The sequence below is a fragment of the Nostoc sp. genome (genome assembly GCF_036919575.1).
Taxonomy (GTDB): domain Bacteria; phylum Cyanobacteriota; class Cyanobacteriia; order Cyanobacteriales; family Nostocaceae; genus Nostoc.
In genome coordinates this window covers 1-15,894 of sequence record NZ_JBALBY010000004.1, presented here as the reverse complement: position 1 = coordinate 15,894, position 15,894 = coordinate 1, and the positions used below count along the sequence as shown (strand labels likewise).

The 15,894-nt window shown below is 41.9% G+C and carries 13 protein-coding genes; 8 read left to right on the top strand and 5 right to left on the bottom strand.

Annotated features, from left to right (window positions below; all coding sequences use genetic code 11):
• Positions 1 to 82 precede the first annotated feature (82 nt).
• The 3 genes from V7K27_RS01730 to V7K27_RS01720 form a co-directional block, all read right to left on the bottom strand.
• Entirely contained in the window at positions 83 to 370 is a 288-nt protein-coding gene (locus tag V7K27_RS01730; RefSeq protein WP_334943703.1) for a hypothetical protein, read from the bottom strand.
• Positions 367 to 1,224 carry a PFE-CTERM domain-containing protein gene (locus V7K27_RS01725; RefSeq protein ID WP_334943701.1) on the bottom strand — a complete coding sequence of 286 codons (858 nt, stop codon included), beginning with the start codon at positions 1,222 to 1,224 and terminating at the stop codon, positions 367 to 369. The genes V7K27_RS01730 and V7K27_RS01725 overlap by 4 nt, the downstream gene beginning before the upstream one ends.
• A 471-nt stretch (positions 1,225 to 1,695) precedes the next feature.
• Positions 1,696 to 1,827 (bottom strand): hypothetical protein, encoded by a 132-nt coding sequence (locus tag V7K27_RS01720; RefSeq protein ID WP_334943699.1) that lies wholly within the window; start codon positions 1,825 to 1,827, stop codon positions 1,696 to 1,698.
• Between the two features lie 21 nt (positions 1,828 to 1,848).
• Between V7K27_RS01720 and smpB the strand changes: the two genes are divergently transcribed.
• Both smpB and V7K27_RS01710 read left to right on the top strand, forming a co-directional pair.
• Positions 1,849 to 2,316: an SsrA-binding protein SmpB gene (gene smpB / locus V7K27_RS01715; RefSeq protein WP_334943697.1), complete on the top strand. Its 468-nt coding sequence runs from the start codon at positions 1,849 to 1,851 to the stop codon at positions 2,314 to 2,316.
• Between the two features lie 309 nt (positions 2,317 to 2,625).
• Positions 2,626 to 2,904 carry a WGxxGxxG family protein gene (locus V7K27_RS01710; RefSeq protein ID WP_334943695.1) on the top strand — a complete coding sequence of 93 codons (279 nt, stop codon included), beginning with the start codon at positions 2,626 to 2,628 and terminating at the stop codon, positions 2,902 to 2,904.
• Between the two features lie 63 nt (positions 2,905 to 2,967).
• Here the strand turns inward: V7K27_RS01710 and V7K27_RS01705 are convergent, their stop codons facing one another.
• The gene (locus V7K27_RS01705) at positions 2,968 to 4,386 is read right to left on the bottom strand and encodes an IctB family putative bicarbonate transporter (RefSeq protein ID WP_334943693.1); all 1,419 of its coding nucleotides are present in this window, start codon (positions 4,384 to 4,386) and stop codon (positions 2,968 to 2,970) included.
• 256 nt (positions 4,387 to 4,642) lie between these two features.
• Positions 4,643 to 6,196 carry a GAF domain-containing sensor histidine kinase gene (locus V7K27_RS01700; RefSeq protein WP_334943691.1) on the bottom strand — a complete coding sequence of 518 codons (1,554 nt, stop codon included), beginning with the start codon at positions 6,194 to 6,196 and terminating at the stop codon, positions 4,643 to 4,645.
• Between the two features lie 560 nt (positions 6,197 to 6,756).
• On the opposite strand from V7K27_RS01700, the gene V7K27_RS01695 reads away from it, so the two are divergent.
• The 6 genes from V7K27_RS01695 to V7K27_RS01670 all read left to right on the top strand — a co-directional run bounded on the left by V7K27_RS01695 (position 6,757) and on the right by V7K27_RS01670 (position 15,757).
• Positions 6,757 to 7,920 (top strand): DegT/DnrJ/EryC1/StrS family aminotransferase, encoded by a 1,164-nt coding sequence (locus tag V7K27_RS01695; RefSeq protein ID WP_334943704.1) that lies wholly within the window; start codon positions 6,757 to 6,759, stop codon positions 7,918 to 7,920.
• 259 nt (positions 7,921 to 8,179) lie between these two features.
• Positions 8,180 to 9,073: a cyanoexosortase B gene (gene crtB, locus V7K27_RS01690; RefSeq protein ID WP_334943689.1), complete on the top strand. Its 894-nt coding sequence runs from the start codon at positions 8,180 to 8,182 to the stop codon at positions 9,071 to 9,073.
• Positions 9,074 to 9,366: 293 nt separating this feature from the next.
• Positions 9,367 to 10,446, top strand: a complete 1,080-nt coding sequence (locus V7K27_RS01685) for a glycosyltransferase family 4 protein (protein ID WP_334943687.1) — start codon at positions 9,367 to 9,369, stop codon at positions 10,444 to 10,446.
• 602 nt (positions 10,447 to 11,048) lie between these two features.
• A complete protein-coding gene (locus tag V7K27_RS01680) occupies positions 11,049 to 11,771 on the top strand; it encodes a cyanoexosortase B system-associated protein (protein ID WP_334943685.1) in 723 nt (240 codons plus the stop codon).
• A 232-nt stretch (positions 11,772 to 12,003) separates the two neighbouring features.
• On the top strand, positions 12,004 to 13,365 hold the full coding sequence (locus V7K27_RS01675) for a polysaccharide biosynthesis/export family protein (protein WP_334943683.1): 1,362 nt from the start codon (positions 12,004 to 12,006) through the stop codon (positions 13,363 to 13,365).
• A 217-nt stretch (positions 13,366 to 13,582) separates the two neighbouring features.
• Positions 13,583 to 15,757 (top strand): GumC family protein, encoded by a 2,175-nt coding sequence (locus tag V7K27_RS01670; protein WP_334943682.1) that lies wholly within the window; start codon positions 13,583 to 13,585, stop codon positions 15,755 to 15,757.
• Positions 15,758 to 15,894 lie beyond the last annotated feature (137 nt).

Sequence of the window (15,894 nt, the reverse complement as noted above, 5' to 3'; positions counted from 1 at the left end):
CTTCTTGATAGTCTCAACTCCAGAAGTTAAAATCTATACCAAAAAACCACGCGCACTTTTTTAGCAATCGCCTGCTTTTAGTCTAAACTCCAGAGAATAAAGATAGACTTTTAATTAGGATAAAGTTAATCAATAATAAGCCAATTAAAGTAGAAAATAAATCGCTTTTTAGATTAAGGATATGCTGTTTTTTCCAAATTAAATATATTATAGCTGTCAAAAATAAACCTCTGAGAGTGAGAGCATCAATACTACCAATAAATTTCCAATTTAAATCGAGTTGAATGATTGTTAAACCAACAGCGATCGCACATAGCCAAAAGTTAGATTTTTTTAGCTGTTCTACAATATCAAAACCAGATGTTTTCATGAATTTTTCTTTTTCAATAAATGATTTATAGTACCCACAGCGACTAATGCAAAAATACCAGCAGTTGGTGAAAATTCGTAGGGTACGCCAGCAGTGTTATTGGTAATAGTTATAGATTTCAGGTCGATGTTAGCTCGTGCAGATGTAGTATCATCTCCGAGAAAAACAAAGTTAGAAGTTTTATAAACATCGCTTCCAAATCCAGTAGCTGTGGTGTAGTCGCGTAGCAAACCACTCAAGAGACTAGTCGCACCATTAGTTAGTGTATAGTTGTTACCAGAAACGTTTAAATTATAAGTAGTGAGGCTTGATAGCAAACTCGAAACGCCAGTTATTTGTTCAGCAGGAGAAATAGAATTAAAAGAGGAGTTAACCTGAGCAAAAATATCATTATTTCTAAAACCTATTTCTATTCCTTGTTTGTCACTACTGAGAACTAGGACGCTAAAGCCAGCACGATAAAGGCCATTAGTTCCATTGTTGGCTTCAGAGTTAATCCTCACATTAAAACTCAGGTTATAACCAGCATTTCGATCTAGAGAGGCAAATGATGAGTTAACTAGGGTAGTAGGGGTAATGACAGAAGAAGAAACTGGCGGGTTAGCGACATTATAGTTGCTATAGCCACTATATATATTGTTGTTAGAACTGGTATCTAAATTTGTCAACCCACCACTAACACTTTGTGTTCCACCATTGAGAGAGCCAAAATTTAGCCACTGGGATGGTGCGTTATATTGATCGGGTGTGACACCTGATGCGCCATCATAAAGAGTAATTACTCCAGCCATACTGGGGTTCCCTGTCAGTAGCATGGTGAATCCAACGGTAAGAACAACTAATTTGTTTCTCATGATGATATCTGTATCTAGATAATTACGGCAATCTGAAAATATATTGAATCTCAGAGGATATTTGAAAAATCTAATTGATTACTAGCCCTGGCGACTGGAAGTCGCGGCTATACAGACAAAACCCACCGACCTGGGTTAAAAACCTTGATTTTCTCTTAGTCCACGGAGGTGGACTTCGTTTGTATAGCCGCGATTTCTAATCGCCAGGACTAGGTGCAAGATGTGAGTATCTTGAACTTCTTTTTATACGGCTAAAATGATGTTAACTTCTCAATAAGCGATCGTAAAGAGTATATTTGAGTTAAAAGACATTGCAGCAGCGATGCCTACGCCTACGCTATGACATTGCTAAATTAACTAAGGAAATCAAAATCAAGGCCAGCTAGCTGCTTTTCATCAATGGTATCTATTGCTACTTACTTCTTGGATATTCCCAAGCATTAGGCACGCTTATTATTGGCTCCAGATAACTTAAATTTGCCGGAAAACTCTTAATTGTGAACTTAGAAAAGCTAAATTAGTGATATACAGTTCAGCAGCGATCGCGGTTATGAGATACACCCGATAATTTACAAGCCAATCGAAATAAATTTTTAGGTACATTTAAAGCACACAAAATTATCAATGAGCGACAAGAACGAAGGTTACAAAGTTATTAGCGACAACCGTCAAGCCCGTTATTTGTATGAAATTCTGGAAACTTACGAAGCGGGAATTGAATTGACAGGAACCGAGGTGAAGTCGATTCGTGCGGGTAAAGTTAATCTCAAAGATGGCTATGCTCTACTTCGCAATGGCGAAGCATGGTTGATCAATGTGCATATCTCGCCTTATACCGCTAGTGGACAATATTTCAATCATGAACCACGGCGTACACGCAAGCTGCTGTTGCATCGCCAAGAACTCCGCAAGCTAATTGGCAAAGTAGAACAGCAGGGTTTAACTTTAATCCCTTTGAAAATGTATCTCAAACGAGGCTGGGTAAAAGTGAGTATCGCCCTTGGCAAAGGCAAAAAGCTCCACGATAAGCGAGAAGACTTGAAACGACGCGACGATCAGCGTGACATTCAACGGGCAATGAAAAACTATTAAGGAATAAGAATTAAATAACATACAATTTATGTCCGGGCCTTACCTCACCCTCAATCCCTCTCCGATATATTGGAGAGGGAAGCTAGATACAGGATGAAATTTTGTATTTTATTTAATTTACGTTCCTAAGGGTCAGTATCGCCAAACTACCACAGCAGAATGAGAAATAGATTGCTGTGAAAAGTATGTTGTATATCCATAGCGTGATTTGTGAAAATGCCTAGTTTATAGCCGCAGATTGATTTTGTTAAAGTTCGGACTCGATACACTAGTGAGTAATTTCGGATAGCATCAGGAATTTTTACACTTATGAAAAGTAATTTCATTACAGCTGTTGGCGCTGGTGTTCTCAGCTTGAGCATGGGAATTTTACCCTTAACTCTATCCGCACAAGCTCAGACGACTACTGACTCTGGAGCCACTACTGCTCCAACAACGACCACTTCCGATCACAACGATTTTAATTGGGGTTGGCTGGGATTAATTGGTCTATTAGGTCTGGCTGGTTTGGCTGGCAAAAAGCGTGATAATGAACCGATCGCTTATCGTGACCCTAATGCCCCAAATGCCACTACCTACAGAGACTAGACAATTTACTCATTTAAAAGTTGTCAGTTGTTCAGTAGAAAAACAACTGACAACTTACTCATGTTAGTTTACTGCTGGTTGTGAGTTAGATGAATTTGTCTGGTTTTGAGCTAAAGGTGTCCAGTAGCTGGCAATTAAGGCAACAATCAGCCACCAGAGGGTATTGACTTCAGGACGATACCAGACAGTATCTACGGTGCCGTGAGCTAGCATACCCAACAAAATAGCGATCGCTCCAATTAACCAAAATCCTTCTACACTTCTCAATTGTCGCAATCGTCGCACTTGCAAAAATGCCGCATTAAATGTGACGATTATTAGCCAGAGAAAGCAGGCTAAACCCACAAAGCCAGTTTCTACAGTCACTTCAAACAATATTGAATAAGCACTCAAAGCAGTGTAACGAGGGTGTTGGTAGAGGGGATAAACTTTATTAAAAGAGTTGTGACCGGGGCCAATGCCGAAAATCGGGCGATCGCGAATCATCTCAAAGACAGCATCCCACACATTTCGGCGAAAATTATTACTGCTATCTTTACGGTCAGCAAAAATACTGAACACCCGCAGGCGAACTGGCTCTAGAAATATCACCGCTAGCAGCAATACCCCGATCAAACCTCCCAAGACAATCGGTAGCGACCAAGTACGCCAAAAACGAGGCATTTCCACGCTTTTCCAATAAACTAGCAATGCCATCACAGCCAAAAATGCCACCACTAATCCAATCCAACCGCCACGACTAAAGGTTAGGATCAGGCAGGAAGTATTGACAATTAACATTGTTAATGCTAAAGCTTTTTTAGGCCAGCTTTGCCATGCAAAAATTGCCACTAAGCTAAAAATGACTGCTGGTAAGAGGTATCCAGCTAATAAGTTGGGATTGCCTAAATAACTGTAGACTCTTGTAGTCTTAGATAGAGGAGATTCTGGATCAACCCAAGTTGCCAGTGCAGTGGCTCCAAAAAACCATTGTCGCAATCCATATACACTGACAATTAACGATATGTGCAGGTAAAGGATGATAATCCAAGACCGGAGGCGAGGCGACCTCAATACCCTCGCACAAAGGGCAAATAGTAGCAAATACAAGGTTAACGTTCCCAAGTCGTTAAGCGCCGCCTTTTTCACTGGCGACAATGCTGTTGCGACTGCGGCGATTACCCAGTAGAGCAATACCAGCAGGTGAATGGGAGTGACTGACGAGACATTTGCTGGTGTGGCTTCATCAGATAAAGTCAACAACAGCCAAAATCCCACACAAGCCACCAGCAGCAAGCCCACCAATGTACTCGAAGCAAAAGGTGCAAGGGCATATATTAAGCTGAGTAAAGCAGCTGCTGTCGCATCTCCCCACTGGAGTAAGATGCTGGTTTGCCGCCAAGAACTCAACAGTCCCACCAGAGAACGATGTACGTAACTGGTAGCAAGATATTCTTTGAGCGGTAAAGATGATAAAGTAAATCGTTGCCAGACTAAATTCATAAAAAACATTGCGATCAATTAGCCTGCCGACGCAGAACTTGGAATTGATCATAATGCCTATGGCTATAAAAAGGTAATAACGGAGATTACTTTGTTGGTGATGGCATTCTTATTCCTAGCCATCAGCCACTACCTTTAATGCCAAACCACTTCATCTACTTGGTACACAACAAATAGATGAAAATACCTCTTTCCCAATCACTACTCCCCAGTTCCCATAAACTATCACCTGTCAGATGTTCCCTATAGATTGTAATCAGACACCGTTAATTGTTTGTGAAGAACTCGCCAATTGCAGTGGCAAAGAAAGCACATAACGATATCCTGATTCTGGTGTACCTTGAATCAAAATTTGTCCACCGTGCAACTCTGCCAGCTGACAACTTAACAATAGACCCAAGCTTTCACGAGAAAGAGTTCCATGTGATTTAGCTAAATTTATACCTGAACTACTAGCAAAGAATTTTGAGTGGGAATCACTTGAGTTTTTAGAATTGTCCACTACTACTGATGAAGTATCCGATTGCTCTTGGCTTTGTGTATGAGTATTGTAAGTTGCTACCTCACCTGTCAGATCCAACAGCGATAAAGAATTCAGACGGAAGTAAGGATCAACCTCAGTTATCCCGTCCCCTAGCCAAGGATGGGAAACCCAAATAGTAATGTTGAGCATATCTTCCTTGTAAGAGACATGAATGCGAACAATGCTACCTGTAGCCGCAAGTTGAATCACACTGAAAACCAGGTGATAGAGGATTTGCCGCACCTTGTCTTTATCTAAAGGTAAAATGCGATTGCGTCCCGGTTCTATAGAGAGGCGAATATCTTGCTCGCGGCGATTAGCTACTTCTTCTAGAGTATTGATAGCTTGTTGACACAGCATTTCGATATCCACAGGAGCTACATTCAGCACAGTAGCGTTTTCATCCATAGCTCCTAGTTCGGTAATTTCGTTTACTAGGGAAAGTAAGTACCGACCACTGTGTTGGATAATTTCCAAATATTCTCTCTGCTTAGTCGTCAAAGGCCCATAAATCTCACGTCCTAAAACACTAGCCATACCGAGTACAGATGTTAAGGGCGTGCGTAACTCGTGAGTTAGCTGACCCAAAAGTTCCAGTTTCAGTTGCTTAGTAGAAAGGGAGTCGCTATCTTTCGTGGGTGGGGTGATTTTAATCTCGGTGTTACGTTCCTCATTGAGTGAAAATATCGGAGTGTTCTTGGGAGTCCTTGATTTGAGTTTCCCTTGCAGCAGTCGGTTACGCTCAAATTCACTCATGCTCCAACGAGCGATGATTTGTAAAAACTCAATGTCTCGCGGTGTAAAATTGCGTGGCACTAAATCCATCACCGCCAATGCACCCAAACAATTTCCCTCAGCATCAATCAATGGCGCTCCTAAGTACGCACGAATACCATAATCTTGCACTAAGTTGCTGCCAGCAAGGACTGGATCTGTAAGTTTATGCGTATCATTAATTACAAATACTTGAGAATTTTCTACTACCTGAGTGCAAAAGGATTCCCGGCGTGATAGTTGGCGGCTTTGTGCCAAATGATTCATTAATCCCAGCCGAGATAAGCCCACCGCCGACTTGAACCAATGGCGTTCTTGATCTATAAATCCCAATATGGAAATTGGTACTTCCAAAAAGTGGGCAGCAGTCTGTGTGGCTTCTTCAAAAACCGGAATCGTTTCGGCTTGCCGCAAACCTAAATCTGACAAAGCTTTGAGGCGTTGTTGTTCTCTTGATTCAGGAGAATCCCAACCATCCTTTAGGGCAAATAATTTGTTTTCAGGCTCTACCATTGCCACTATTACCTTAATAATTTCTTGATCCTGTAATTGATACAAATCCTATTTCTAGGTTATCAATTCCTATTTTAAGCATTCCCTAATTTTGCCTCTGACAAACAAGTTTGGGACAAAATTTTTTTATCCCTTCGATTCAGTCGCCAACGCGCTCTTTACTACTTACTATTTACTGGTGCTGAATGTTCTCTATTTAGCATGGGTGTTATCTCTCTTGTTTGAGATTTTGCAATCAGACTGCGTTAGATTTGGATTCAGTCAGGGTAAGCTAATGCTAAGGATACAATACCAAAGGTCTGTGATTCTTTATGTACAGAAGGGAAAATTGCTCTGGGAGCATTCAACGTAAATTTACTTATATAATCTCTATATATGTAATTTTTATAGCCAATTTTACCGATGACAGTTAGTAGCGATCGCTGACAACCCTAGATAGTTTCTATAACTCTTGATCCAAGAGATTGAACCTATTACAAATTTACACTGAAAATTGTGCAGGCTTTTCTATTTTTTCGATACGATGAAATCTTTTTTGAGGACAACTGGTAATGAATAAAATGACTATTAGAGTTCCTTTTGTAGACCTGAAGTTACAACACGAACCAATTAGAACGCAATTGCAAGATGCAATCCAATCTGTATTGGAACGGGGAGATTTTATTTTAGGGCAAGCACTCTCAGATTTTGAAGCAGCATTTGCGGCAGTATCTGGGGCAGAATATGGAGTTGGTGTGGCATCAGGAACAGATGCGATCGCTCTGGGATTGCAAGCGTGTAATATTGGTGCTGGCGATGAAGTGATTTTACCAGCAAACACTTTTGTTGCAACCTTAATTGGGGTGCTACGCGCTGGTGCCAAGCCAATTTTAGTAGATTGCGATCGCCAAACAGCTTTAATTGACTTAACAGAAGCAGCAAAGGCAATTACGCCTCATACCAAAGCAATTATCCCTGTGCATCTCTATGGTCAGATGGTATCACCAAGTGAACTATTGAACTTTGCCGATACCTACAAACTACTAATTTTTGAAGATGCGGCCCAAGCACACCTCGCCGAAAGAGACGGATATCACGCTGGTTCAGTCGGAAGAGCAGCAGCTTTTAGTTTCTATCCCAGCAAAAATTTAGGAGCATTTGGGGATGGAGGAATGGTGCTGACACGAGATTCAGATGTCGCCCAGAAGATGCGGCGCTTGCGAAATTATGGGGCATCGCAAAAGTATTTTCATACTGAATCAGGTACGAATAGCCGCTTGGATACTTTGCAAGCAGCGATTTTGCACCAGAAACTACCATATTTGCCACAATGGAATCGCGATCGCTTGACTATTGCCCAGCAGTATGATAGCGAACTAGCACCCTTGGCAACTGCTGGGATTATCCCTATGGAAAACCAAAGTGGTACAGGACACGTTTATCATCTTTATGTGATTAAAGTAGATGATTCTTGCCCAATAGAACGCCAGCAACTTGAGGAAAAACTCACAGCAGTCGGAATTCAAACTGGCATTCACTACCCAATTCCTTGTCATCTCCAGCCAGCATTCACCAACTTAGGCTATCAGCTTGGAGATTTTCCCCAAGCCGAAAAACTCTCAAAGCAGATATTATCATTACCGATGTATCCTGGTTTGAGCAGTAGCCAAATCAAAGAAGTTGTCGCTGCGATCGCTCATGCAGTCTCAACGAGTTATAAGGTAGATAACCTAGTGGTAGCTTGAAGTTAATTCAATAGCAAAAGAGGGAGTAGGGAGTAGGGAGTGGGGAGTAAGGTAATACAGGAATGAGGAACTCTCTATTGAAAAGGTGTTCATGGGGGAAACCCCCTCTTCTGCACACTTTTCGCTTCGTCTGAAAATGTCTTTAATTTTGAATTTTGAATTTTGAATTTTGAATTGTTAATCATGGGGTTCCCCACTCCCCACTCCCCATTCCCCACTCCCCCTTGACTAAATAACAGTTTTTGAATTACTTAAAATCATGGCACTCCGGCAACAGGTTAAAAACATCAACGCATCAGGCTTATTAAATTTAGCTATTTTAGGCGTTTTGCTGCTGCTTTATGCTCCGATATTGCTGCACTGGTTGGATGGTTGGCTAAACAAAAATATCAGCACAGAACACGAATATTTCAGCCACGGGATTATCGGTTTACCATTTGCTGCTTATCTGGGCTGGATGAACCGGAAAAAGTGGAGACGTTTGCCAGATACCAGCCATCCTTTGGGCGCTGTTTTCTTATTATTAGGGGCAGTTTTTTATCTTAGCGGTGTTACAGAGTGGGTTAACCTTTCGTTGCCCCTGATACTGGCAGGATTATGCTTGTGGTTTAAAGGAATATCAGGTTTGCGATCGCAAGGATTCCCCCTGCTACTAGTATTTTTGGCAACTCCAACAGCAGTACCTTATCTCATTGCTCCCTATACCATGCCTCTCCAAAGCTTCATCGCTGGCACAGCAGGCTTCATACTGAATCAATTTGGTATGGAAGTAAGCGTCTATGAGACAAATATCTACGTGGGAGGACGGATTGTGGAAGTTGCCCCCTATTGTGCAGGGCTGAAAATGTTATTTACGACTCTCTACGTAGGCTTGATGCTGCTTTATTGGACAGATGGTTTGTCTTCACGCCGCACAACTATATCGTTTTTATGTATTGCTGCGATCGTTAGTACTACTGCCAATATCATTCGTAATACTTTACTGACTTTCTTTCACGGCACAGGTCAAGAAGCGGCTTTTACATGGTTGCATCAGGGTTGGGGTGGTGATCTCTACTCTGCTTGTATGCTGGTGTCATTAGTGCCCTTACTAAATTGGATTAATAGTTATTTTTCAGCATCTTTAGAAACACAGCAAGAAGCAGAAAGTTAGAACCACTGGGCATTGGGCACTTGTACTGACTTGTACTGAGCGACATTGAAGTAGCATTGTCGTTGGCGCAGCCTCTCATAGAGAAGTATTGGGCATTGGGCAAAACAGTTCCGAGTTAAGGAACGTGGATTAAATAAAATACAAAACTTCATCCTGTATCTAGCTTCCCTCTCCTTTATAAGAAGAGGGATTGAGGGTGAGGTAAACCAGGGACATAAGCGGATTACTATACTTGTTTCATAGTTATGCTCAACCACAATTCCCATAAATACAAAATTTCCAGCACCTGATGTATGAAAATATTAATTCAACACCGTCATTACGACAATGAAATTAGTGGAGTTTTAACTTACATTTATTCTATTATTCCCGAGTTGGAAGCTAGACTAATTGAAGTTAAAACTATTTCTACCAGACAAGATAATATCGCCAAATGGTTTAGTTATATTGCTTGGGCAGATATAGTACATATGAATTCAAATGACTTATCTTTTACTTTGTTATGTAAATTCTTGCGAAAAAAGATAATTATTAAATACCATTATTCCCTTTATCAATCTACTCATACTAGTTATGAGCAGATGAAGTTTATGCAACGTTTAAAAGCTGAATTTAAACACACATTGCCGAAAGCCAACTATCCATTCAAGTGGAAATTACACACTTTTGTGAAATGGGCACGCCTAACTAGCCGGCTTTCTACTGCCTTCTTAGCCGATTATCATACAGCTTGTAGTAACTTTTTAGGAGAATCTTCTGCTTTTCCTTGGCCAGTTGATATTTTATATAATCCGATTGAAATCAAGTCGGAAAATCAGCTTAAAACTTTAGAAAATTTATCTAAGCCATATAATTTTATTTTTGTCGGTAGATTAGATACAGACAAAGGCGTAGATATTTTATTAAAAGCAGCGCGGATTTTACAAGATGAAAATAAAGAATTTAAAATTACTATTATTGGCGATGGCGGACAATCTCAGGAATTAAAACAGCTAACGTCTGATTTAGGAATTGCCAACAAAGTTAATTTTTTAGGTAAAGTTTCTCAAAAAGAAGTACTGCTAAAAGTTCAAGATGCTTTGGCTTTAATTGCTCCATCTCGTTGGCAAGATCCAGCACCTTACGTAGTGTTAGAAGCCTCTAGCGTTCAAACCTGCTCGATTGTCTCAAAAATGGGAGGATTACCCGAAGTGGGAGGACCGCACAGCCTATTTTTTGAAAATGAAGATGCAGAAGAATTAGCCAAATGTATGCGATACTGTTTAGATAATCCGGATGAAGCAATTAAACGGGGTTTTCAGTCCAGCGAATACGTTGCGGGAAAGTTTTCGGCTGCGCGTGCTGTTACTCGACTGCTGGAAATTTGTAGTTAACTTAACTCCTAAAGCATTGGTAACAAAATCTGATACATAATTCTCATTACAGGGCAGCAACCCTGTAACCGACTTATTGGAAGCTCTACCGGTTAGAACCCCTGCTTTTACGTTTGTTTCCAAAAGTTTGTGATTTACTGATGTACATTGGTGTCAACTTAAGCCTTGGCGAATAGAATAGAGCCTCCGGCACGCTGACGCGTAGCTTGCTTCTCCGTAGGAGTACGCGGCTACACAAAACTTAGTCCACCTTCGTGGACTAATACAAAATCAAGGATTCTTAACCCACGTTCGCGTAGCGTTCCGCAAGGAAAGGTGGGTTTTGCATGTGTAGACGCGGTTTCTAACCGCCCTTTTAACGTTAAGTTGACACGCATGACTGATGTATCGCCAAATGGGATGCTCCCAGAGCTCCTGAGTAAATAAGTGAGATTTCCCACTCAGCACGGGCTAAACGCCCCGCTAACAGCACTCAGCACTACTACTCCTCCACTCCCTACTCCCTTAATTTTTCCTCGCTAATGCGTAAATCATAAATATTACTGAACTCATAGTGTGATTTTATGAAGTAAAATTTTGTCTAAGTATTATAAATTTTACTGATGATTTCCTTCTCCAAGTTTTTCAAGCAAAACCAATTGAGTCAAGTAGCAGCACTTTTGTTATTACTACTGGTGCTAGCAATAGGAGGGGTTCCCGGATACCTGACAGGACACTGGCAATGGAAACAGCCGCCACGTGTTACTACCCTCAACGAGTTAAGACAGATCCGTAAGACTGGGTTAGCCCTTCCTGGTTGGCAAACCATTGAACAAGCAGAACAGCAAATTGGCGAACATAAATGGTCTTTGCAGGTAATTAAAAAAGAAGGTTCGCCATCCCAGGCAATCCTGCTTTTGCTGCCACAAAATGGGCCTATGGATCAACCAGAGGTAGAGTGGACAGAGGTTAACGGCTGGGGAAGGTCACGCTGGGGAAAGTGGGATGTAGCTCAATCTCGCTCTGCTGAATTTACTGTGAAACCGCCTGCAAAGTTGACTTCTAATGTCGAAACTAAAGTAGAAGCTAGGTTCTTTCGCGCCTCCACACCACAGCAAACCTTCGCTGTGTTGCAATGGTACGCTATGCCAGACGGTGGAAATCCATCACCTTTACACTGGTTCTTGGCGGATCAATTGGCACAGTGGCATAAGCAACGTATTCCTTGGGTAGCCGTCAGTATTCTGATTCCAATGGAACCTTTGGGGCAAGTAGAAACATCTTGGTCTTTAGCCCAGTCTATCGGAGAAACAGTGCAAGCTGTATTGATGGCAGACCCTTTGTAGAGTCTGTTACATATACGTTTGTCCAGATATTCATCAACAGTATCTCAATAAATTGCGTTCAGGCTGAAACTGAGCTAAAAGATGTTAACAATATAAAGTTAGAAATAAAATTTTGGTAAACTATCCTGTTCTTCTTGGTAAATACTTGGAGATAAAAGAGACATTTAGGACATTCATAGAGTAAAATAACCATTCCGCGCGACTAATTTGTATATCAGTATTTTCTGCACCGATGTTCATAGACTCCAATTTTAATATGCGTGGATTCAGCGCCTTGTGTTTTGTTAGTCTTCAAGTAGGAGTTTTCTTAACAACACCTATCCAACTTGTCGTTGCCCTGCCTTTTCCATCTCAAGGACAATCACCAGGTCAACCCCCCTCGCCTCTGCCAGGTACTGAGGTTGTGCCTCCAGGTGCAAATAACGAAATTTCCCCCCAACTCAGCCGCTACCTCTTGGGGCCAGGAGATACAATTGGCGTTGTGCTTCAGCGTCCTCCTGGCCCATACCGCTTAGGAATAGGAGATGGAATTAGCGTTTCAGTTCAGCGCTTTCCAGATTTGAGCTTTCAAGCTTTAATCAACCCAGAAGGTAATATTGTGGTGCCGTTACTGGGAACAGTTTCCTTACAAAGTTTAACTTTGCAAGAAGCTCAAGAAAAAATTCGTTTGGGTTTAAATCGTTATGTAGTTGATCCGGTAATAGTTTTAGCCTTAGCAACGCAGCGTCAAGACTTCATTTTTCAAGCTGCAATTAGTCCAGAAGGTAACATTGTCGTGCCGCAAGTGGGAACGGTGTCATTACAAGGTTTAACTTTGGAAGAAGCTCAAGAAAAAATTCGCTTGGGTTTAAGTCGCATTTTCCCAGATCCAATTGTGGTAGTATCCTTGGCAGGGACGCGACCAGTTCAAGTTACTATTAGCGGCGAAATATTTAAACCAGGAATTTATCCGATTAATTCATCAACACCCCGCGTTGCTGATGCCTTGCTAATATCTGGCGGTTCAACTTTGAATGCAGACCTGCGACAAGTGCAAGTACGCCGGAAGTTAATTGATGGTTCCGTGATTTCACAAAATATTGACTTATATGCAGCATTGCAAAATGGCGGTTCAATCCCTAATTTACGCTTACAAGATGGAGATGCGATACTCGTACCCCGTCGTGAAGTTGGTAATGATGACGGTTATGACCGCAATTTGGTAGCACGTTCATCCTTGGCGACACCACAGATTAGAGTCCGGGTTTTAAACTACGCTGGGGGAGGTCTTTCCACTCAAGCGTTGCCTAACGGCAGTACATTTGTAGATGCTTTGGGAGGAGTAAATCTTGACGCTGCTAACCTCCGGGATATCGCTCTGGTTCGCTTTGATTCTGAACGAGGTAAAGCTGTTACCCAGAAACTTGATGCTAAAAAAGCTCTAGGTGGTGATGCATCTCAAAATGTGCCGCTTCAAGATAATGATGTTATTGTTGTTGGTCGAAACCTCATCGGTAAGATTACTAATTTACTGACTACCATTACCCAACCTTTCTTCAATGTCCAATCCTTTCTCCAATTTTTTAGAAACGTGGGTGGCAATGGTTCAAATTAGTAATTCTCAAAGCAGGGTACAATCTGGAAATAGTTGGGAGTGGAGGAAGCCACATTTCCAACTTCTCTTGGAATTCATTAATGGAAAAATATTAAAGATATCAATCAACCGATATATACAGTAGGAAGTTGATAGCGATCTTGTATCAAAACCACTATCTTTAGTTTGGTACTTCCTAAATTTTTAATTTTTAATTTTTTATTGGAGCAAAACGACCATGACCCCACCAATTGTTAAACGCTATCTTATTGCTTTTGAGAAGTACAAATGGATTGGACTGGCTAGTTTTGCTTTAGTTGTAGCCGGGTCAACTCTGGTGGCTATGCAACCAGAGCCACCTACTAGTTATATAGGATCTGCTGCACTTACCTATAGTGGACCACCAGTTTCTTTCTCTACAACTGGTACTCAAATCCAACAGCAAGGTAAGGAACTGAATGAGGAAGCTTTATTATCAAACCAGATAATTGCAGGAGTGGCAGAAAAAGCTGGTGTCCAACCGAAAAAGCTCGCTAGCAGTATTGCCCTGACTTTACCTAAAAAAAACCCCAGGACTGGAGAATATGAATCTAGTATATTGGAATTGAAATATGTAGATACTGACGCCAAACGAGCTATACAGGTCTTGGCAGAATTGATGCAATCAATGATCAAGTTGAGCAGTGATATCAATACTGGGCGATTACAGGCAATTATTCAAAAGATTAACGATCGCACACCACAAACTAAACGAGATTTGCAAATTGCTGAAAAGAAGTTGGAACAGTACGATCGCATCGAGCGAACGGCAATATTAGCAGCTGAGAATGGCAGCTTGTTAAGCGCTATTACTACCAGCCAAAATCTGCAACGGGAAATTCAATTAACTATTTCTGGAGTTGATGGTCAAGTTCGCAGTTTACAAAATAAGTTAGGTTTAACAGTCGGACAAGCTTATATTTCTTCTGCTTTGAGTGCCGATCCAATTATTGGGAGCTTGCGAACGCAAATTTATCAAAGTGAGTCGCAAATCGCCTTACTCAGAAAAGATTTGCGACCCGAACACCCAACTATGGTTCAGTTGGAGCGTCAGAAACAAGCTGCTGAGGAATTGCTGCAACAACGTGCAGCGGAGGTGTTAGGTGGTGAAGGTACGGCGGCTCCGCTTCCGGGTAAGATTGCAGGTATTCGCGCCCAAAGTAGCTTAGATCCTGCACGTCAGCAGTTGGCAAACCAAATGGTGACGTTGCAAACCCAAGGGGAGACGCTGCAACAACAACTAGCCCAAGAAATTCAACAAGAAGCGCGACTGCGGCGAGAGTATGCTCTAATACCCAATAAGCAATTAGAGCGATCGCGTTTAGAACAGGAGGTTACACTCAAAAAAGCTATCTATGACCAAATGCAGGTGAAGCTAACCGATGCTAAAACCGCAGAGGCAGAAACTACTAGCAGCCTCAGCATTGCCAGACGCCCTACAGTCCTTGCCGACATTAAACCTCCGAAGAGTGTGCCGATTACCCTTGCTGTGGGTGGTTTCTTAGGTGTGTTGATTGGTGGCGGGGTGATATTTGTGTTGGGAGCGATGGAAGGCACTTTCAAAACCAGGGAAGATATCCGCGAGAGCCTCAAGCAACGGGAAGTGGCACTGTTGGGAGAATTGCCTTTAATGCCAGTTGATGATTTAGATCCAGAAGCGATGCCTGTGCTACTTTCTGTCGATTCTCCTTATTTAGAATTTTATGAGAAATTCCGTAGTAATCTGCGCCGGATTGGTGGTAAAAACTTAAAGGTGGTGTTAATTACTAGCACCAGTAGTCTTGAGGGTAAAACGGCAAGTGCATATAACTTGGGTATAGCTTCAGCCCGTGCTGGTAAAAGAACCTTGATTATCGAAACAGATTTGCGATCGCCTTCCCGTTGTATGTCCCTGAAAGTAATTCCTGACCCCGACGCCACTATTGAACCCCTGCGTTATTACGCTAACTTAAGTGAATGTATTCGTTTAGTTCCTGATGTAGAAAATTTATACATTCTTCCCAGCCCTGGCCCTGTGCGGCAATCAGCTGCTATTCTTGAATCTAGCGAAATGCGGCGGTTGATCGAGGATGTCCGCGAACGTTTTGATTTAGTTATTTTAGACACTAGCCCTCTGGGCATATCCAATGACCCTTTGTTAATCCAACCCTACAGCGATGGCATCGTACTAGTGACGCGACCACACTATACAGAAGAGAATATGGTAGGTGAAGCTATTGATCAATTGGTTGAATCGGAACTGGGGTTATTGGGAGCAATTATCAATGGTGCTGATATCATCGTTTCTGCACCTGAAGAAGTTGTAGAAGCACCAACATTTAAATCTCAGGTAGAAGAATCAGAAGAATTTTCAGCGCGTGCTAACAAAAACTAATATAGTAATCCGCTTTGATTATTGAACTGAGTTGCGTAGGCTGGGAGTGGGGAGTGGGGAGTGGGGAGTGGGGAGTGGGGAGTGGGGAGTGGGGAGTGGGGAGTGGGGAGTGGGGAGTGGGGAGTGGGGAGTGGGGA